Source organism: Mesorhizobium sp. M1409, from assembly GCF_040317535.1.
Lineage (GTDB): Bacteria > Pseudomonadota > Alphaproteobacteria > Rhizobiales > Rhizobiaceae > Mesorhizobium.
The window spans coordinates 1-19,708 of record NZ_JAMYKV010000001.1 but is presented as its reverse complement, the minus strand read 5'-3'; the positions used below and the strand labels follow the sequence as shown (position 1 = coordinate 19,708).

Here is a 19,708-nt window from a genome sequence, read left to right as displayed (position 1 = left end):
GCGTACGGCCTTTGCGCCGTGATGCGCATTTCGGCCTCGCCATATTAGCGAATGTGAAGGCCCCGGCCACGTTGGAAATTGACAAGCGCACCGGGATTTGTCGAGAGTGGCCCTGCTCCGGCCAATTGGCACGGGCGGAGCGTCATGCTAGGCGTTTTGACCAAGCGATAAAAAAATAAGAGTGGGACAGGCTGCATGGCGCAAGCCGCAATCGAGTTGATCGGCATCGACAAGAGTTTTGGCGCCGTGCGCGCCAACCGGGACATCAATCTGGAGATCGCGCGCGGCACCATCCACGGCATCGTCGGCGAGAACGGCGCGGGCAAGTCGACGCTGATGTCGATCCTCTATGGCTTCTACCAGGCCGATAGCGGCGAGATCCGAGTCGGCGGCCAGCCGACGGCGATCAAGACGCCCAACGACGCTATCGCGCTCGGCATCGGCATGGTGCACCAGCACTTCATGCTGGTCGACAACTTCTCGGTGCTGGAAAACGTCATCCTCGGCGCCGAGAGCGATGCGCTACTGAAGAAGAGCATCGCCAAGGCGCGCTCCGAACTCGAGCGGTTGGAGCGCGAATACGGGCTGGAAGTCGATCCCGATGCGATCATCGAGGAACTGCCGGTCGGCCTGCAGCAGCGTGTCGAGATCCTCAAGGCGCTCTATCGCGGCGCCGAGATCCTGATCCTCGACGAACCGACGGGCGTGTTGACACCGGCAGAGGCCGACCATCTGTTCCGCATCCTCAGGCAGCTGAAGGACCAGGGCAAGACGGTGGTGCTGATCACTCACAAACTGCGCGAGATCATGGATATCACCGACACCGTGTCGGTCATGCGTCAGGGAACGATGGTGGCGACGCGCGAGACCGCCAGGACCACAGTCGAGGAACTGGCTGAGCTGATGGTCGGACGGCGCGTGCTCTTGAGGGTCGAAAAGGGCGAGGCGGAAGCCGGCGGCGTCAAGCTCGCGGTCAAGAACCTGACGGTCAAGGATACACGCGGCGTCACCATGGTCGACGACATCTCCTTCGATATCAGGGCCGGCGAGATCGTCGGCATCGCCGGTGTCGCCGGCAACGGACAATCCGAACTGCTCGAGGCGATTTCCGGCATCAGGCGCGCGGTCTCGGGCTCAGTCATGCTCGACGGCAAGCCGATCGACCTGACCGGTGCCGCCGACCCCGGAGAATTGCGCGACCGCGGCCTGGCGCACGTGCCGGAAGATCGCCATCACGTCGGGTTGGTGCTGGCCTTCGAGGAGAACGAGAACTCCATCCTCGGCTATCACGACGATCCCCGCTATCTGAATGGGCCGTTCCTCAACATCGATGCCATCCGCAACGATGCCAAGGACAAGATCGCTAAATACGATATCCGCCCCACGGACTGCCGGCTCAAGACCGCCAATTTTTCCGGCGGCAACCAGCAGAAGATCGTGCTCGCGCGCGAAATGGAACAGGATCCCGGCGTGCTGATTGTCGGCCAGCCGACGCGCGGCGTCGATGTCGGCGCCATCGAATTCATCCACAAGCGCCTGATCGCCATGCGCGACCAGGGCAAGGCAGTGCTGGTGGTGTCGGTCGAGCTGGATGAGATCCGTTCACTCTCCGACCGCATCCTGGTGATGTTTGCCGGCCGCATCGTCGGCGAGCGCGGCCCGGAGGCGAACGAAGGCGAACTTGGCCTGCTGATGGCCGGCGTCGAGCACCAGGAGGCCGCGGAATGAGCACGCCTTACGCCAAGCTGCCGGCCTGGGCAGACTACGGCCTGATCCCGGTGATCAATCTGTTCGTCGCCTTCGTCGTCGCCGGCTTCGTCGTGCTTCTGGTCGGCGAAAACCCCTTGCGCGCCGCCGTCATCCTGGTCGAGGGCGCCTTCGGCAAGGGCTCAGGCATTGCCTTCACCCTCTTCTATGCCACCACGTTCATCTTCACCGGGCTTTCGGTGGCCGTGGCGGCACATTGTGGCCTGTTCAACATCGGCACCGAAGGACAGGCCTACATCGCCGGCCTCGGCATAGCCGTCGTCTGCCTCAGCTTCGACACGACGCTGCCATGGTGGTTGACCTTTCCGCTGGCCATCGTCGCGGCAGCGATCGTGGGCGCGTTGTGGGCTCTGATCCCCGCCTATCTGCAGGCCAAGCGCGGTTCACACATCGTCATCACCACCATAATGTTCAACTTCATCGCCGCCTCGATCATGGTTTACCTGCTGGTTGGCCCGTTGAAGCCGGCAGCCTCGCAAGCGCCGCAGACGCGCAACTTCTTCGCCGGAGCGGAATTGCCGAAGCTCAACTGGATCATCGAACTGTCCGGCGCCAAGATCCGTTCGGCGCCGCTCAACATTTCCTTCCTGCTGGCACTGGCCATGGCCTTCCTGGTCTGGCTGCTGATCTGGCGCACCAAGCTCGGCTATGAGATGCGCACCTACGGTCACAGCCCGAAGGCGGCACGCTATGCCGGCATTTCGGAAACTCGCATCATCATCACCGCCATGATGATCTCGGGCGCGCTCGCCGGCATGATGGCGCTCAATCCGGTGATGGGCGACCAGCACAATGTCGCGATCGATTTCGTTTCCGGCGCCGGTTTCGTCGGCATCGCCGTGGCGCTGATGGGCCGCCTGCACCCGGCCGGCATCGTGCTGGCGGCGATCCTGTTCGGCATGCTTTACCAGGGTGGCGCCGAGCTTGCCTTCGAAATGCCGGCGATCAGCCGCGACATGATCGTCATCATCCAGGGTCTCGTCATCCTGTTTGCCGGCGCGCTCGAGCACATGTTCAGGCCTTACATCCAGGCGCTGTTCGCCTCGTTCAATCCGAGGTCGGTCGGCATGGAAGCGATCAAGAGTAAGGGTGCCTGAGATGGATGTGTTCAACGCAATCGTCCAGACACTGGACTCGACCATCCGCCTCTCGGTGCCGCTGCTGCTGGCATGCCTCGCCGGCCTCTATTCGGAACGCGCCGGCATCTTCGACATTGGTCTCGAGGGTAAGATGCTGGTCGGCGCCTTCGCCGGAGCGGCGGCGGCTTCCGTGTTCCATTCGGCCTTTCTCGGCCTCGGCATGGCCATCCTGATCTCGGTCGGGTTTGCCATGATCCACGGCTTCGCCTCGATCACCCATCGCGGCAACCAGATCGTCTCCGGCGTGGCAATCAATTTCATTGCCGCCGGATCGACCATCATCCTCGGCCAAGCCTGGTTCCAGCAAGGCGGGCGCACGCCGGCGCTGCAACCGGGCGAGCGCTTCGAGGCCATCATTTGGCCTGGTGCCGCCGCCCTGCACGACGTGCCGATCATCGGGCCGATCTATGCCGAACTGCTGTCGGGCCACTCGATCCTGGTCTATCTCGCTTTCGCGATGGTGCCGTTCACCTGGTGGGTGCTGTTTCGCACCCGGTTCGGCCTGCGCCTGCGCGCCGTCGGCGAGAACCCGGCCGCCGTCGATACCGCCGGCATCTCGGTCGCCTGGCTGCGCTACCGGGCACTGATCTGCACGGGCATCCTCACCGGCATCGCCGGCGCCTATCTGTCGATGGTGCAGAATGGCGGCTTCGTGAAGGACATGACCGCCGGCAAGGGCTATATCGCGCTGGCCGCGCTGATCTTCGCCAAGTGGAAGCCGGTCAACGCCATGTTCGCCTGCCTGCTGTTCGGCTTCCTCGATGCGCTGTCGATCCGTCTGCAAGGCTCGCCGCTGCCCATCATCGGCAAGGTGCCGGTGCAGTTCATGCAGGCGCTGCCCTACATCCTCACCGTCATCCTGCTCGCCGGCTTCATCGGCAAGGCCATTCCGCCACGCGCCGGCGGCGTACCATATGTCAAGGAACGCTGAGCGGGAGCAACGGGGCGGCTTAGTGCCGGTTTTTGGACATGATCATCGGAGAGAACACCTGAATGTCGCATGATCTGTTCGAGGCCGCCAAGGCTGCCATGGCCAAGGCCTATGCGCCCTATTCGAAGTTTCCAGTGGGCGCTGCCTTGCGCACCGAGGACGGGCGTATCTTTACCGGCGCCAATATCGAGGTCGCCTCCTATCCGGAAGGCTGGTGCGCGGAGACCACAGCGCTCGGTCACTACATCATGGGCGGGGGCGGCAAGATCGTGGAGATCGCCGTTCTTGCCGAGCGCATGGCGAAATGCTCGCCTTGCGGTGGCTGCCGGCAGCGGCTGGCCGAATTCTGCCGGCCCGAAACCAAGCTCTATCTCTGCGACAATGCCGGCGTGGCCGAAACCGTGACCATGGGCGACATGCTGCCCTATGGTTTCCGCGGCGACATCTTGCAATGAAGACCTGACTCGGAATTGGCTGAAATGACGGAAAAGGCGCTGGATCATCTCATCGAAAGGCTGGACGGTCTCGCACCGTTGACGGCGCTTGTGCTGGGTTCGGGCCTGGGCGGTCTTGTCGACCAGATCGAGGATCCGATCCGCATCTCCTATGCCGAGTTGCCGGGCTTTCCCAGAAGCGGCGTCACCGGCCATGCCGGTGAGGTGGTGGCGGGGCTGTTCGCCGGCGTGCCGGTGCTGATGCTGTCGGGCCGCGCCCACTACTATGAGCACGGCGTTGCTGCGGCGATGCGTCCGGTGCTGGAGGTGCTTGCCGGCATCGGCATCACGAAACTGATCCTCACCAATGCAGCCGGCTCGGTCGATCCGGATATGCCGCCGGGCTCGGTGATGCTGATATCGGACCACATCAATTTCTCGGGCACCAACCCACTCATCGGGGAGCCCAGCGACCGCCGCTTCGTTGGTCTCACCGAAGCCTATGATGCCGGCATCCGCAAGGCGATCGAACGGGCGGCGAAAGCGACCGGCACCGCGCTGCACAAGGGCGTCTACATGTGGTTCTCGGGGCCGTGCTTCGAAACACCCGCTGAAATCCGCATGGCGCGCATCATGGGCGCCAACGCGGTCGGCATGTCGACCGTACCGGAGGTCATTCTCGCCCGTTTCCTCGGGCTGCGCGTCGCCGCCTGTTCGGTCATCACCAATCTGGCGGCCGGCATGACCGGTGCCGAGCTTTCGCACCAGGAGACCAAGGACATGGCACCGATAGGCGGCGCGCGGCTGGCAACCATCCTGCAGCGCGTGTTCCGCGACGGACTGCTGGAGAGCTGATGCTTCCGCAGGAAATCATCCGCCGCAAGCGCGACGGCCTGAGGCTGTCGGAGCAGGAGATCGCCGGCTTCGTCGAGGGCGTGACCGATGGGGCCGTTTCGGACGGTCAGGTCGGTGCCTTCGCCATGGCGGTGTTCTTCAACGGCATGAGCCGCGACGAGGCGGTGGCGCTGACGCTCGCGATGCGCGATTCCGGTGACGTGCTCGACTGGTCGGACCTGCCCGGTCCGGTCACCGACAAGCATTCGACCGGCGGGGTCGGCGACAATGTCTCGCTCATGCTGGCGCCGATCGTCGCCGCCTGTGGCGCCTATGTGCCGATGATATCAGGCCGTGGCCTTGGCCACACCGGCGGCACGCTGGACAAGATGGATGCGATCCCCGGCTATGTGAGCCAGCCCGATATCGCGCTGTTTCGCAAGGCCGTTCTTGAAACCGGCTGCGCCATCATCGGCCAGACCGCCGACCTCGCGCCCGCCGATCGACGGCTCTATGCGATCCGCGACGTCACCGGAACCGTCGAATCGGTGCCGCTGATCACCGCCTCGATCCTGTCGAAGAAGCTGGCTGCCGGGCTGCAATCGCTGGTGCTCGATGTCAAGGTCGGCAACGGCGCCTTCATGGAGAAGTCGCGCGACGCAACCGCACTCGCCAACAGCCTGGTCGAGATCGCCAATGGTGCCGGGCTGAAGGCCTCGGCGTTGATCACCGGCATGAACGAGCCGCTGGCATCGGCCGCCGGCAACGCCGTCGAGGTGCGCAATGCCGTCGATTTCCTCACTGGCCGGTTTCGCGACCATCGGCTGGAGGACGTGACGCTGGCGCTGGCCGCCGAAATGCTGCAGTCGGCGGGACTGGTGTCGTCCAACCAGGATGGCATGCGGCGCGCCACCGAGACGCTCGCCAGCGGCCGCGCCGCCGCCACCTTCTCGCGCATGGTGGCCGCGCTTGGCGGTCCGGCCGATTTCATCGAGAAGCCGGAAAAATATCTGCCAGTGGCGGCGACCGAATTTGCCGTCAGGGCGACCGAAAACGGCTTCGTCACCGGCATCGCCACCCGAGACATTGGGCTCGCCGTGGTTAGCCTGGGAGGCGGACGCACGCGGCCGGACGACAAGGTCGACCCTGCGGTCGGCATCACCAGGCTGTTGCCTATCGGCGCGGAGGTCAGGGTCGGCGAGCCGCTGGCGCTGGTCCATGCCCGCTCATCGGCCAATGCCGAGGCTGCCGCCGCCGCCGTGCTTTCGGCCTATACGGTCGGCGCTTCGAAGCCGGCCGCCGACAAGTCGGTCATCCGGCGGATCCTGCCGCGCGGCTGAGCAATTCCAGGAAAAATGTGTAACGGTTTTCCCGGGAAAAGCGCATAGCGCTTTCCCTTGGGAATTGCGGAAAACGAATAGGACTTTACTGAACGAGCAGCAGCGTGCCGTCCTCGACCTGGTATTTATCGAGCCGATTAAGGAAACTCATGCCGATCAGATTGGTGCGCAGCGCCCTATCTTCGAGCACGATGGTCTGGACGTCGTTGACCGTGATGTTGCCGATCTGCAGGCGGCCGATCATTGCCACGGCTGCCTTGATGGTGCCGTTGGCGGTGCTGACCTCGTGACTGAAGTCGGAAGGGTTCAGCGACAGGCCGATCTTGCGCGCCGTTGAAATGTTGATGGCGACCAGTGTGGCGCCGGTGTCGATCATGCCGTCGATCTGACGTCCGTTGAGTTTGAAGGCCGACGAGAAGTGTCCGCGCTCGTCTGCCGCAACGACGACCTTGCGGCCCATCGGCAGCGGCGCCACCGGCTTGTCGGGGACCGATGCCAAATTGACGTCGGATTGGGCTTCGACCGCTTGTTTGCTCGTCACCGTGGATTTCAGCAGGTTTTCAACGAATTGCGGATTCGACTGATACACAATCGGTATCGATGCCGACGTGCCGGCGAAAACGCCAAGGATGAGAAGTTTGCGCAGCATGGATCGGCCTCGCCGCATGACCCCGAAAATCGGGATCGATTTTCGGAAAGGATCATGCGCAAAATCAAAGCGCTACAGCGTCCTTTGCGCGTCCGAATGGACGCGCGGCGCTGTAGTTGAGGGCCGATCCTTAAGCCCGGATGGTGTTTGCCGCTTTAACGGGCGCCAAAACCGCGCCTTTGCGTAAATATTCGGTAAATAGTACCAGGCAACTTTGCCTGGTACTATTTGGTCCCGTACATGCGGTCGCCGGCATCGCCGAGGCCGGGCATGATGTAGCCCTTCTCGTTGAGCTGGCGGTCGATGGATGCCGTGAAGACGGGAACGTCCGGATGCGCCTTGGTGAAGCGCTCGATGCCTTCGGGCGCTGCCAGCAGGCAAAGGAAACGGATGTTGGTGGCGCCGCGCTCCTTCAGCTTGTCGATCGCCGCGATCGCCGAATTGGCGGTCGCCAGCATCGGATCGACGACGATCACCAGACGGTCGGCGAGGTCGCTCGGCGCCTTGAAGAAATATTCCACCGCTTCCAGTGTTTCGTGATCGCGGTAGAGACCGACATGGGCGACGCGGGCCGCCGGCACCAGGTCGAGCAGGCCTTCCAGCAAGCCGTTGCCGGCGCGCAGCACCGAGGCGAAGACCAGCTTCTTGCCCTCCAGCGTCGGCGCCTCCATGGTTTCCATCGGCGTTTCGATCGTCGTCGTCGTCAGTTCGAGGTTGCGGGTGACCTCGTAGCCAAGCAGCAGCGAGATTTCGCGCAGCAGCCGGCGGAAGCCGGCCGTCGAGGTCTCCTTCTTGCGCATGATGGTCAGCTTGTGCTGGACAAGCGGATGGTCGATGACGGTGACGCCCTTCATGGTGTTCTCCTGATGCCTGCGACCGAAAGTGCGCATGGTCCTTTCGGACGCGCCGCGCTCCAAGCTGCTTGAGCGAACCCTAGCGACAATGCGGCGGCCAAGGAACCGCCTAGCCCGACCCGACCACAGCTTTGTCGGCAGAAATCAGCGTGCCGCGCTGTTCAACCGGGCAAGAAGTGCTGACTTGGTCTTTTTGTCGACGAAAGCGGCTTCGATGGCGGTCCGGGTCACGGCGACCAGCGCCTTTTCGTTCATCGCGAAATGCTCGGCGGCGATGTCGTATTCGCGCTTCAGCGAGGTCCAGAAATAAGGCGGATCGTCGGAATTGAGCGTCACCTTGCAGCCAGCCGTCTGCAGGGCCGGAAACGGATGGTCGGCAAAACTGTCGAACACCTTGAGCGCGATGTTGGAGCCGGGGCAACATTCCAGCACGACGCCCTCGTCGGCGATGCGCCGAACAAGGTCCGGGTTCTCGATGGCACGCACGCCATGGCCGATGCGGGACGGACGGATGTGGTCGAGCGCCGCCTGGACGGTCTCCCAGCCTGTCAGTTCGCCGGCATGGATGGTGATGCCGAGCCCGGCCTCGCGGGCGATCTCGAAAGCCCTGACATAGTCTTCCATCTCGCCGATGCGCTCATCGCCGGCGACGCCGAAACCGGTGACCAGCGGGTGCCCGCAGCGCGCCGCGAAACGCGCCGCCTGCTCGATCGACTCGACGCCGACATGGCGCACGCCGGTAACGATCATGCGGCCCTCGATGCCGGTCTTGGCCTTGGCGCGCGCCATGCCTTCGCCAAGCGCATCGGTATAGGCCTTGGGCGAAAGCCCGGCCTTCCTGGCGTGGTCCGGCGAAGTGAATATCTCGGAATAGATAGCCCCGTCGCGGGCAAGGCTGGTCAGATAATGATCGGCCAGCCGCGCATAGTCCTCCTCGGTCCGGAACAGATCGGAGGAAAAGTCGTAAGCCGCGAGGAAGGACGTGAAATCGTGCCAGACGAACGAACCGTTCTGGATATAAGGCGAGGTGTCCTTGCCGTATTTCTGCGCCTGGCGGATGACGAGTTCAGGCGCCGCTGCCCCTTCGATGTGGCAGTGCAGTTCCGCTTTCAAAGGCATTCAATCATCCCGTCGGTCAGTCCAGGTCTTGAAAACCGCCACCTGGAAGCGCGGCCGAACACCGCGCCTTAAACAATAGCGCCCGCACCATCGATCGGCTATGGTCCCGCCGGTTTTATGACGGATCAAAAAAATGTCAGTTGAGAGAACCACGGCCGCGAGCGGCATGGAAACCTCTTATGGTTTCAAGCGTGTTGGGGCTGGCGACAAGCAGTCCCTGGTCAACGATGTTTTCCACAAGGTGGCCAACCGCTACGACCTGATGAACGATCTGATGTCGGCCGGCCTGCACCGGCTGTGGAAGGATGCCATGGTGACATGGCTCAATCCTCCAAAAAGGACCGGCTGGCGCGTGCTCGACGTTGCCGGCGGCACCGGCGACATCGCCTTTCGCATCGTCGATGCCAGCCACGGCAATGCCCATGCCACGGTGCTCGACATCAATGGCTCGATGCTGGCCGTCGGCCGCGAACGCGCCGAAAAGAAAGGCCTGTCCGGCAACACCGATTTCGTCGAGGCCAATGCCGAGGAACTGCCCTTCCCCGACGCCACATTCGACGCCTACACCATCGCTTTCGGCATCCGCAACGTGCCGCGCATCGATGTCGCACTCGGTGAAGCGTTCCGCGTGTTGAAGCCGGGAGGGCGCTTCCTGTGCCTTGAATTTTCCGAGGTCGAGATGCCGCTGCTCGATAAGGTCTACGAAGCCTGGTCGTTCAACGCCATTCCGAAGATAGGCAAGATGGTGACCGGCGACGGCGAGCCCTATTCCTATCTGGTCGAATCGATCGCAAGGTTTCCCAACCAGCAGAATTTCGCGACGATGATTTCCCGCGCCGGCTTCGATCGCGTTTCCTTCCGCAACTATTCCGGCGGTATTGCCGCGCTTCATTCGGGCTGGAAGCTTTGAGGCCGGGGGGCATTTTTCACGTTCGACATGCGCTATGCCGGTTCGAAGAGCCGGCAGAACGGGCGCGGCCATGAGCACCGCCAGCGCTGGATTTCGGCTTATGCGCGCCGGCTGGGTGCTTATGCGCGAGGGCGTCGTTGCCGCCTTGCCAGGCGACGAACTGTCCGGCCTGCCGAAATTTGGCTGGCGGCTGGCACGGCTGTTCACCCGCCGCCGCGCGCTTGCCTATGAGCGCAGCGACCGGCTGGCCAAGGCGGTCGTCCGGCTCGGTCCCTCCTATGTCAAGCTCGGCCAGTTCCTCGCGACGCGGCCCGACGTCGTCGGCAACGACATGGCGCTCGATCTCGCCATGTTGCAGGACAAGATGCACACCTTCCCGAAGATCGAGGCGGTTGCGGCTATCGAGGCTTCGCTCGGGCGCAAGATCGGCGATCTCTATTCGCATTTTGGCGACCCGGTCGCTGCCGCCTCCATCGCCCAGGTCCATGCCGCCGACGCGATCCACGACGGCGTTGCCACCAAAGTGGCGGTCAAGGTGATTCGGCCGGGAGTGCGCCGCCGCTTCTTCCAGGATCTCGAAAGCTATTTCCTCGCCGCTCGCCTGCAGGAAAAATACATTCCGTCGTCCCGTCGTCTGCGGCCGGTCGAGGTCACCGAGACGCTGGCGCAGACCACCAAAATCGAGATGGATCTTCGCCTCGAGGCGGCGGCGCTTTCGGAACTCGGCGAAAGCACCAAGAACGACCCCGGTTTTCGTGTGCCATCCGTCGACTGGGAGCGCACCGGCCGTGATGTGCTGACCATGGAATGGGTCGACGGCGTCAAGATGAACGACATTGCTGGCCTCGAAGCCGCCGGCCATGATCTGAAGGCGATCGCCGCGAACCTTATTCAGTCGTTCCTGCGCCACACGCTGCGTGACGGGTTCTTCCACGCCGACATGCATCCGGGCAACCTCTTCGTCGAGGCAAACGGCACCATCGTCGCCGTCGATCTCGGCATTGCCGGACGTCTCGGCAAGAAGGAGCGCCGTTTCCTCGCCGAAATCCTCTACGGCTTCATCGTGCGCGACTATCTGCGCGTCGCCGAGGTGCATTTCGAAGCCGGCTACGTGCCGCGCCAGCACAACGTCGCGGCCTTCGCGCAAGCGATCCGGGCGATCGGTGAGCCGATCCATGGCCAGCCGGCCGAGACCATTTCGATGGCCAAGCTTTTGACGCTGCTATTCGAGGTGACCGAACTCTTCGACATGGCGACGCGGCCGGAACTGATCCTGCTGCAGAAGACCATGGTGGTGGTCGAGGGCGTCGCGCGCACGCTCGACCCGGCTTTCAACATGTGGAAGACGGCCGAACCGGTGGTAAGCGGCTGGATCGCCGGCAACCTTGGGCCGCGTGGCATGATGCTCGACGCGCGCGACGGCGCCAAGGCGCTGCTGACGCTGGCCCGCCAGGCGCCCGAGCTTGCGGCGCGCACCGATCGGCTGTCGCGCGAGATCGATCTGATGGCCGAGCACGGCCTGCGCTTCGACGAGACCACCGCACGCGCCATAGGCAAGGCCGAGGCGCATTACAGCCGCTCCGGCCGCCTGGCCCTGTGGGTGATCGCACTGACGCTGGTCTATATCGCCTGGAAGATCGTCTAGCATTCCAGTCGCCTCAGACTCCGAGTCCGCAACTTGCGGCAGTCTGATTGCATTGCTATCATTGCGCTCGGCAATCCCATCCGAGTGCAATCACATGGCCAGCATCACGATCCGCAACCTTGACGATGAGGTCAAGGAGTTGCTGCGCCGATTGGCGGCGGAGAACGACCGCTCCATGGAAGAGCAGGCGCGGGTCATGATCCGGGCCGCCGTTGACGGGCAGATCGGCCCAGTGGGCCGCATCGACCAGATCGAGAAAACGCTGCGCGAGTTGACCAGCGTGCACGGCGCGGCGACCCCGGCTACCGCCCCGGCAGGCAAGAGGCTTTCGCGCGGCCTCTCCGGCAAGCGCATCCTGCTCATCATCGGTGGAGGCATTGCCGCCTACAAGGCGCTCGATCTCATCCGCCGGCTGCGCGAGCGCGGTGCTGCGGTTCGGGTGGTGATGACATCGGCCGCGCAGGAATTCGTCACCACGCTATCGGTCGGCGCGCTCTCGGCCGACCATGTCTTCACCGACCTGTTCGACCGCCAGGACGAGCACGATGTCGGTCATATCAGGTTGTCGCGCGAGGCCGACCTTCTGGTGGTGGCGCCCGCCACTGCCGACCTGATGGCCAAGCTTGCCAATGGCCACGCCAACGATCTTGCCTCCACCGTGCTCATCGCCACCGACAAGCCGGTGTTGATGGCGCCTGCCATGAACCCCAGAATGTGGGCGCATCCGGCCACCCGCCGCAACCGTGCGGCGCTACGGAAGGACGGCATTGCCTTCGTCGGCCCGGCCAAAGGCGAGATGGCCGAAAGCAACGAGGCGGGCGAAGGCCGCATGGCCGAGCCGCTGGAGATCGTCGCCGCCATCGAGGCGCTGCTCGATATCGGCCCCAAGCCGCTGTCGGGGCGCAAGATCATCGTCACCTCCGGCCCGACGCATGAGCCGATCGACCCGGTTCGCTACATCGCCAACCGTTCGTCCGGCAAGCAGGGCCATGCCATCGCCGCGGCACTGGCGAGACTCGGCGCCGATGTGCGTCTCGTCTCCGGCCCGGTCGGCATTGCCGATCCCGCCGGGGTGAAGACCATCCATGTCGAACGTGCGCAAGAGATGCGCGATGCGGTGGAACAGCTTCTGCCCGCCGACGCGGCGGTGTTCGTCGCCGCCGTTGCCGACTGGCGCAGCGAAAATTCGGCCGGTGAGAAGATCAAGAAGGTTGCGGGCGAAGGGCCGCCGGTGCTGCGCATGGTCGAGAACCCCGACATTCTCGCCGGGATTGGCCATCACAGCCAGCGACCCGGGCTTGTGATCGGCTTCGCCGCCGAGACACAGGATCTGTTGCGCAACGCCGAGGCCAAACTCAGAAAGAAGGGCGCCGATTTCATCGTTGCCAACGACGTGTCGCAGGAAAGCGGCGTCGGTCCTTCGGGCGTGATGGGCGGTGATCGCAATCGGGTGCGGATCGTATCGAAGGCCGGCGTCGAGGAATGGCCCGAGATGAGCAAGGACGAAGTGGCGGCGCGGCTCGCCGCCCTGATCGCCGAACGGTTGAAAACGATCGTCGTTTGAGCCGACGCAAAGACGTCCTGCCGCCACGTTCGCTGCGGTGACGCACCGCGTTCAAGCGCGCGCTTCAGGTCCTGCGGGTCCACATGAGCTTTGCGGTCAATTGGTCAAAAGCTCCGCGGTTCGGGCAAGCGCGCCGGCGAAGCCGTTGAGCGGAATGGAAAAGCTCACCGCTTGTCCGGTGTCGGCCGCGAAGGCATCGATCTTCAGGGTGGTACCCGACTTCAGCAGCGGCGTGACAGTCGCATCGAACGCCACCGGCACCAGACAGCCGACGACCTGGCAGGTGTTGAATGCCAGGCTGCCGTCCAGTTTCTGATCGTCGATGGTCAGGCTGACCCCTTTGGCCAACGCCAGGCCGAACGGCAGCGCAAGCGTTCCCGTGGCATCCTCGCCGGTCTTGCTCGACAACTCGATCGCCAGCAGGCGCTGGTTACTTTGCTTGTTGAATTGCTGATGCGACAGGCTGCAGGTCTTGGTCGTGCCTGATATCTGGCAATTGACCGTCCAATCGCCATGGGTTTCGGACAGTGCCGACGCGCCACCAGGTAGCTGCGGCGCATCGACGGCGGCGGGCGGCGCGGTGACCTTGTCGCCCTGCGCCGCCACGGCCGGCACGCCGATGGTGCAGGCAACACCCAGCATCGCCACGAGATACGCGTACTTCCTCATAAAGATCCCTCCCGCCCGGCTCTGCCTCGGGCCAGCTGGAAGCTGACCTTGAGAGACGCGCTGATCGCGTTCCGTTTAATGTTTCGCCGAAGGCGCCATTATACCTGATGGACATGCCGACGCCGTTGACGCCGTTCGGCTCAAGGCCGGCGCCGACCCGATAGAGCGGCGAATCGACGGCTTCCGTCAAGTTCAATGCGAGGTTGCCAGGCAGATTCTAGGCCGCCGCCATTCGGCGGTCGACAGGCCGATTTCGTCTCGATCAACGCTTGGATATGGCACGGCCGGACCGACGTCCCTATATTGAGACCAGGATTCATTACGTGGGAATGAGCGAATGTCGGCGCTTCGACCATCAACGATTTTCACATCGGCAATGGTGGCCACGGCAATGCTGGTGGGCGCTCGCCTGCCCACTTCCGCGCAAGCCCTCAATTCCGCCACCGGCGACAACGCGCTGATCCGGCAGAACGACCTGCAAATCCTGCAAAACAGGGTTCAGCGGCAGCAATACCAGCAGCAACAGCAGCAGTATCGTGCCCAGGACCGTCAGATCGTTCGGCAGCCGCCGACAGTCGTGCAGCAACTCAAGCCAGGCTGCCAGATGCAGATAATCGGCACCACCGCCGTGAGCAATTGCCGCTGACATCCAGGCGTTTTTCATTTATTTAGCCGACTTATGTATTCGGGGTGCCTTTCGGCACACGCGAAAGTTTTGGTTTTGCAACGATGCCTTGTCGCGCTATGCGGCATTGCATCGACTGGATCGACGAAATGGCAGCCACCAAGAAAAAGGCCGTACGCAAGGCAAAGAAGGGCGAGAGGATCCGCCAGGTGGCGGCTATTCCCTTTCGGCTGAACGCGCGCGGCGATATCGAGGTGATGCTGGTGACGTCGCGAACCACCAGACGTTTCATCGTCCCCAAGGGATGGCCGATGACGGGCAAGAGCGGACGCAAGGCGGCCACCATCGAGGCGCAGGAGGAAGCCGGCGTGCTCGGCAAGACACTGAAGCAGCCGGCGGGCACTTATTCCTACTGGAAACGGCTGGCCAACCGCTTTGTCCGCGTCGACGTCATCGTCTATTTGCTTGAGGTGACCGAGGAACTGGCCGACTGGCAGGAAGCCAAACGACGCCAACGGGCCTGGCTGGCGCCGGCCGACGCGGCCATGCTCATCGATGAGCCCGAACTTTCGACATTGGTGAAGACCTTGAATCTCCCCCAGCCTGCGCCGGTCACTCCAGACTAGGGTCAGGCCTCACTCGCCGGTGTCATCCCCTTCGGGAAACGGTCGCGCCGGCGTACCGGTATAGGCCCACAACCACTCGCGCGGCAGCGGCCCCTTGTTCCGCTCGGTTTGCTGCGACTGCTCCCAGGCATGCGCCAGGATGCCGACCGAGCGCGACAGAACGAAAAGCCCGCGCGTCAGCGGCGGCGGAAAGCCGAGTTCGCCATAGATGACGATGAAGGCGAGCGTCAGCAGCGTCAGCGAAAGCTTGTGGGTGTAAAACACCGACCAATCGCCATTCGAGATGGTCATCGCCCGGCGGAACTGGGTTTCGGCGAGTTGCCCCAGGATCATGCCGATGATGACGGGCGCGGTCGGAAAATCGAAGCGCCGCATCAGGGAGCCGGCGGCCCCCAGCAGATAGAGTATGACGAGGTCGATGGGCGATTGCGAAATGCCATAGGTGCCCGACCGTGGCGAACAGCAAAATGCCGGCATAGAGCTGCGGCGCCGGGATGAGCCTCGCGGCGGAGCCCTAGCACCAATCCGCCCCCTGAGTTCTGAACACAATCCGATTCAATTTGAAGCAGTTGCGTGACGCTGCGTAATATTCAGCCGTGCACTGCAAGAATCGCTCGCCAAATAGTTGAAGTCTTTATTCGCTGTTAAGTGCCCCATGATAACTGGACCGTTGTCGCCAGCTGAGCGACATGAGGGCGAACGCAGTCTCAACCGACGAATGAAACAATCGGACAGACGTGCTGACAGGGATCATGGCAAATCCATGGAAATTCGATGAAGCTGGCATCGATGTATGCAAGCCCCCGTCTTCTCGGGCTCGTCTGGCCTTTCATCGCCGTCGTTCTTGTTCAGGCCCTGGTTGCCAGCCTCAGCCTCTACACGCTGTCGGCGGTTCGCGCCTATGTCGGCGGCGAAAGCCAGTGGTCCAAGGGACAGAAACACGCCATCTATTTTCTCAGCCTCTATGCCGGCACCGGCAACGCGGAATTCCTCAGCGAGTATCTTGGAGCGATCGCCGTTCCGCTGGCCGATCGTTCGGCACGCCTGGCGCTTGAGCAGCCCGAGCCCGACACCAACGCGGCGCGCACCGGCTTCCTGCGGGGCGGAAACCATCCCGACGACGTGACGGGGATGATCTGGCTGTTCCAGAATTTCCGCGGCTTCAGCTATCTCGATGCCGCCATCCGGCACTGGACGGCTGCCGATACCATGATCCTCGCCATCCAGCGGCTCGGCGACGCTATGCACGAGACGCTGGGCAAAGGGCCGGCATCAGCGGCCGAGATCAGCGCCTGGAAGGCGGAGATCCATCAGATCGATCATCGGATCAACCCGCTTTCCAAGGCCTTCTCGGACAGCCTCGGTGAGGGGTCGCGCTTCATCAAGATGCTGCTTACCTTTGCCAATCTTGTCACCGCCACCTTGCTGATCCTGCTAGCCGTGTGGCGGACGCGCAAGCTCCTGGCGCAGCGTCAGGCGTTCCAGTTGGCGCTCAATGCCGAGCGTGAGCGCGCGCAGATCACCCTGGCTTCGATCGGACAGGCCGTGATCAGCACCGGCGCCGACGGACGGCTGGACTACATGAACGCGGTCGCCGAAAGATTGCTGGCATGTCCGCTCGGTGTCGCCAGGGGCAAGCCGATCGAGTCGTTATTTCGCCTTGTGGACAAGGACACCAGCGACGAGGATATCAGGCTGATCGAGCGCCTGCTGGCCGGTGAGCCGCGCCGTTCCAGCGCGCGTCCGCAATTGCTGCAGCGGCCGGACGGCTCGGTTGTTCCCGTCGCGGTGACCGGCGCGCCGCTGCTCGTTTCCGGTCACGTCGTCGGCGCGGTGCTCGCCTTCCACGACATGACGCGCGAAGAGGACTATATCGAACGGCTCTCATGGCAGGCATCGCATGATGCGTTGACCGGACTGGCCAACCGGCGCGACTTCGAAAGCCAGCTGGAAAGAACGATCGCGGACTTGGCTGACCAGCCCCGCCAGCACGCGCTGATGTATCTCGACCTCGACCAGTTCAAGCTGGTCAACGACACCTGCGGCCATGCCGCGGGCGACCAGCTGCTGCGCCGGATTTCAGCGCTGCTGACCAATGAATTGCGGCCAGGCGATGTGCTGGCCCGGCTGGGCGGCGACGAGTTCGGCGTGCTGCTCGTCGACTGCGATGCCGACAGTGCGGCCGACATCGCCGAACGGTTGCGCGCCGCCGTGCAAGACCTGCATTTCGCCTGGGACGGCAGACCCTTCAACACCAGCGTCAGCATCGGCATGGTGCAGATCGCCGATGCGCAAGTGACGATCGAGGAAACGCTTAGGGCCGCCGACGTCGCCTGTTACATGGCCAAGGAAAAGGGCCGCAACCGCGTCCAGATCCACAGCGATGGCGACATGGCCTTGCAGGAGCGCTTCGGCGAGATGGCCTGGGTGCAACGCCTGCACGCCGCCCTCGAAGAAAACCGCTTCAGGCTTCATGCCCAGGAAATCTGGCCACTCAACGACGACGACGCCGAGGCAGGTGCACATATCGAGATCCTGTTGCGGCTGACCGACGAAGACGGCGGCTTCGTCACTCCGCAAAGCTTCATTCCCGCGGCAGAGCGTTACGGCCTGATGCCGTCGATCGACCGCTGGGTAGTCCGCAACACGTTCGCCATCCTGGCCGCGCGGCAGGCCGATCCGCGCACGGCTCCGATCTCCACCTGCGCCATCAATCTTTCCGGTGCCACTTTCGGTGACGAGACATTCCTGTGCTTCCTGCGCGAGCAATTCCTCGCCCATCGCATTTCGCCCGCCATGATCTGCCTGGAGATCACCGAAACCAGCGCCATTGCCAATCTCAACAATGCCATGCGGTTCATCGCCGATCTGCACGGCCTGGGCTGCCGCTTCGCGCTCGACGATTTCGGCTCCGGCATGTCGTCCTTCGCCTATCTGAAGCACCTGCAGGTCGACTACCTCAAGATCGACGGCAGCTTCGTCAAGGATATGCTGGAAGACCGAATCGACCACGCCATGGTCGAGATGATCCATCACATCGGCAAGGTCACGGGCAAGCGCACCATTGCTGAGTTCGTCGAAAGCGACGGCATCATTGCCGCACTGAAAAAGATCGGCGTCGATTATGCCCAGGGCTATGCGATCGCGAAGCCTCGGCCATTTGACGCTTCAACGGTATTGCTCTGCCAAGGCGTCGCGCCGGTCGCAGACACCGTCACCGATTCATGGGGCGATCCGGCGCAGAAGCTGCGCCGCAAGGCCAGCTAGAATGCGTCCTCGTTGGGAAGGCTCGCTCAGTTCAGCTTGACCAGAACCACACGGCGGTTCTTGGCGCGGCCCGCGTCATCGTCATTGCTGGCGACAGGCGCCATCATGCCGGCGCCGGCAGCGGTCAGCCGCCCCCCGTCGATGCCGTATTTCGACACAAGTGCCGCCTTGACCGATTGCGCTCGTCGCGACGACAGGTCGAGATTGTAGTCGAAGGCGCCCCGATTGTCGGTGTGGCCGACGACGATCACCGCCATCTTCGGGTCGTTGGCCAGCAGCGTCGAAATTTCCTTCAGCGTCGGTTCCGACTCCGGCTTGATGTCGGCCTTGTCGGTGTCGAAGAAGATGCCGTAGAGCGAAATGCTGCCGGTGGCCGAGAGCGAATCCGCCATCTTGGCTGCCTCGACGACCACCATCTTCTTGTCGCGCGCCTTGGGTTCCAGCACCTGGACGATGGCAACGGTGCGGCCGTTGAGCTCCTTGCAGTAGAGATCGTCGGTCATCGAATAGGTCTGCACGGTCACATAGGCGTCGCCACCGTCCTGCGGCACCTTGGCCGAGAAATAGCGCTGGTCGTTGATGCCGGAGGTCAGCGCGCAGGCGCCATTGGAGAATGCCGCGTCCTTCAAATCGCTCTCATGGTAAGGAATACATCGTCAGGCTCATATCGCCGCCGCCACCACTCGACGAACGGTCAGCGGCACCGCCGCATTCCTCCTTCTTGCATTCGAACAAGGTTTCGCCGCCGGCCGCCGCAATCACATCCTGATAGTTGCGCAGCACTTCGAGCGGCGAGCGCTCGGCCGGCAGCACATAGGCAATGCGGGTCAAGGCGCCCTCGACCTCGGCCTTCTTGTCGGGTGCGAAGACACGGTTGTTCATAGCATCACGCGCGTCCGGGTCGGCGCTCGGCTTCAGCGGCGACAGCGGCACGCTGAAATCGGTGAAGGCCAGTTTCTCATAGGAGACGATGAATGAGCCTTCGTAGCGCTTGGCGAGATGGTTGTCGGCGGCGCCCTCGATATCGGCGGTCGGCACCGTCGCGTCGGCAGCGGCCAACCGCAATGTCAGCGCGAGAACAAACCCCGCCCAGAAAAACGCCATGGCTATCGTCTTGAATGCACGCATCGATCATCCCCCTTCGCACTATGATCGATGCTAGCAGAGCGGGTAAGTCCAGTCGATCACGCCGCCTAGAGCGGGATGAAATTACGGTGAGTCGATAAGGGATTCCCAAATCGGTTGGAATTTGATTGAACTAAACCGCTGCCGCGGTAGCTGATGCGCGGGTCTGGCCTGAGGAGGCCCCTGTCTGAGAAGATTTGGTGTCGAGCC

Annotated in this window: 18 protein-coding genes and 1 pseudogene; 12 read left to right on the top strand and 7 right to left on the bottom strand. The window is 63.1% G+C overall.

Annotated elements, in window-relative coordinates:
* Positions 1 to 195: 195 nt before the first annotated feature.
* The 6 genes from NKG99_RS00095 (at position 196) to deoA (ending at position 6,445) form a co-directional block, all read left to right on the top strand.
* A complete protein-coding gene (locus NKG99_RS00095) occupies positions 196 to 1,728 on the top strand; it encodes an ABC transporter ATP-binding protein (protein ID WP_352863067.1) in 1,533 nt (510 codons plus the stop codon).
* Positions 1,725 to 2,864 carry an ABC transporter permease gene (locus tag NKG99_RS00090; RefSeq protein WP_352863065.1) on the top strand — a complete coding sequence of 380 codons (1,140 nt, stop codon included), beginning with the start codon at positions 1,725 to 1,727 and terminating at the stop codon, positions 2,862 to 2,864. Before NKG99_RS00095 ends, NKG99_RS00090 begins: the two co-directional genes overlap by 4 nt.
* Before the next feature lies 1 nt (position 2,865).
* Positions 2,866 to 3,837, top strand: a complete 972-nt coding sequence (locus tag NKG99_RS00085) for an ABC transporter permease (RefSeq protein WP_352863063.1) — start codon at positions 2,866 to 2,868, stop codon at positions 3,835 to 3,837.
* A gap of 62 nt (positions 3,838 to 3,899) precedes the next feature.
* Entirely contained in the window at positions 3,900 to 4,292 is a 393-nt protein-coding gene (gene cdd, locus NKG99_RS00080) for a cytidine deaminase (protein WP_352863061.1), read from the top strand.
* 24 nt (positions 4,293 to 4,316) lie between these two features.
* A complete protein-coding gene (locus tag NKG99_RS00075; RefSeq protein ID WP_352863059.1) occupies positions 4,317 to 5,126 on the top strand; it encodes a purine-nucleoside phosphorylase in 810 nt (269 codons plus the stop codon).
* Positions 5,126 to 6,445, top strand: a complete 1,320-nt coding sequence (gene deoA, locus NKG99_RS00070; RefSeq protein ID WP_352863057.1) for a thymidine phosphorylase — start codon at positions 5,126 to 5,128, stop codon at positions 6,443 to 6,445. Before NKG99_RS00075 ends, deoA begins: the two co-directional genes overlap by 1 nt.
* A gap of 85 nt (positions 6,446 to 6,530) precedes the next feature.
* Here deoA and NKG99_RS00065 read toward each other — a convergent pair whose 3' ends face one another.
* From NKG99_RS00065 to NKG99_RS00055, 3 genes are all read right to left on the bottom strand, one after another.
* Positions 6,531 to 7,094: a TIGR02281 family clan AA aspartic protease gene (locus NKG99_RS00065; protein WP_352863056.1), complete on the bottom strand. Its 564-nt coding sequence runs from the start codon at positions 7,092 to 7,094 to the stop codon at positions 6,531 to 6,533.
* 224 nt (positions 7,095 to 7,318) lie between these two features.
* Positions 7,319 to 7,948 carry a uracil phosphoribosyltransferase gene (upp, locus tag NKG99_RS00060; protein WP_352863054.1) on the bottom strand — a complete coding sequence of 210 codons (630 nt, stop codon included), beginning with the start codon at positions 7,946 to 7,948 and terminating at the stop codon, positions 7,319 to 7,321.
* A 144-nt stretch (positions 7,949 to 8,092) separates the two neighbouring features.
* Entirely contained in the window at positions 8,093 to 9,067 is a 975-nt protein-coding gene (locus NKG99_RS00055) for an adenosine deaminase (RefSeq protein WP_352863052.1), read from the bottom strand.
* Between the two features lie 133 nt (positions 9,068 to 9,200).
* Between NKG99_RS00055 and ubiE the strand changes: the two genes are divergently transcribed.
* The 3 genes from ubiE to coaBC all read left to right on the top strand — a co-directional run bounded on the left by ubiE (position 9,201) and on the right by coaBC (position 13,186).
* Positions 9,201 to 9,977: a bifunctional demethylmenaquinone methyltransferase/2-methoxy-6-polyprenyl-1,4-benzoquinol methylase UbiE gene (ubiE, locus tag NKG99_RS00050; protein ID WP_352863050.1), complete on the top strand. Its 777-nt coding sequence runs from the start codon at positions 9,201 to 9,203 to the stop codon at positions 9,975 to 9,977.
* 70 nt (positions 9,978 to 10,047) lie between these two features.
* A complete protein-coding gene (gene ubiB / locus NKG99_RS00045; protein ID WP_352863048.1) occupies positions 10,048 to 11,622 on the top strand; it encodes a 2-polyprenylphenol 6-hydroxylase in 1,575 nt (524 codons plus the stop codon).
* Between the two features lie 94 nt (positions 11,623 to 11,716).
* Positions 11,717 to 13,186: a bifunctional phosphopantothenoylcysteine decarboxylase/phosphopantothenate--cysteine ligase CoaBC gene (gene coaBC / locus NKG99_RS00040; RefSeq protein ID WP_352863046.1), complete on the top strand. Its 1,470-nt coding sequence runs from the start codon at positions 11,717 to 11,719 to the stop codon at positions 13,184 to 13,186.
* A gap of 96 nt (positions 13,187 to 13,282) precedes the next feature.
* On the opposite strand, the gene NKG99_RS00035 is transcribed toward coaBC, so the two are convergent.
* Positions 13,283 to 13,855, bottom strand: coding sequence for an invasion associated locus B family protein (locus tag NKG99_RS00035; RefSeq protein WP_352863044.1), 573 nt, complete (start codon positions 13,853 to 13,855; stop codon positions 13,283 to 13,285).
* A gap of 337 nt (positions 13,856 to 14,192) precedes the next feature.
* On the opposite strand from NKG99_RS00035, the gene NKG99_RS00030 reads away from it, so the two are divergent.
* Positions 14,193 to 14,501, top strand: a complete 309-nt coding sequence (locus NKG99_RS00030; RefSeq protein ID WP_352863042.1) for a hypothetical protein — start codon at positions 14,193 to 14,195, stop codon at positions 14,499 to 14,501.
* A gap of 128 nt (positions 14,502 to 14,629) precedes the next feature.
* Positions 14,630 to 15,106, top strand: coding sequence for an NUDIX hydrolase (locus NKG99_RS00025; RefSeq protein ID WP_352863040.1), 477 nt, complete (start codon positions 14,630 to 14,632; stop codon positions 15,104 to 15,106).
* Between the two features lie 9 nt (positions 15,107 to 15,115).
* Here NKG99_RS00025 and NKG99_RS00020 read toward each other — a convergent pair.
* Positions 15,116 to 15,328, bottom strand: a pseudogene (locus NKG99_RS00020) (citryl-CoA lyase); the annotation flags it as partial.
* Positions 15,329 to 15,880: 552 nt separating this feature from the next.
* On the opposite strand from NKG99_RS00020, the gene NKG99_RS00015 reads away from it, so the two are divergent.
* Positions 15,881 to 18,373: an EAL domain-containing protein gene (locus NKG99_RS00015; RefSeq protein ID WP_352863038.1), complete on the top strand. Its 2,493-nt coding sequence runs from the start codon at positions 15,881 to 15,883 to the stop codon at positions 18,371 to 18,373.
* A 26-nt stretch (positions 18,374 to 18,399) separates the two neighbouring features.
* On the opposite strand, the gene NKG99_RS00010 is transcribed toward NKG99_RS00015, so the two are convergent.
* Positions 18,400 to 19,002, bottom strand: a complete 603-nt coding sequence (locus tag NKG99_RS00010) for an OmpA family protein (RefSeq protein ID WP_352863036.1) — start codon at positions 19,000 to 19,002, stop codon at positions 18,400 to 18,402.
* A 7-nt stretch (positions 19,003 to 19,009) separates the two neighbouring features.
* A complete protein-coding gene (locus tag NKG99_RS00005; RefSeq protein ID WP_352863034.1) occupies positions 19,010 to 19,501 on the bottom strand; it encodes a hypothetical protein in 492 nt (163 codons plus the stop codon).
* Positions 19,502 to 19,708: the final 207 nt, after the last annotated feature.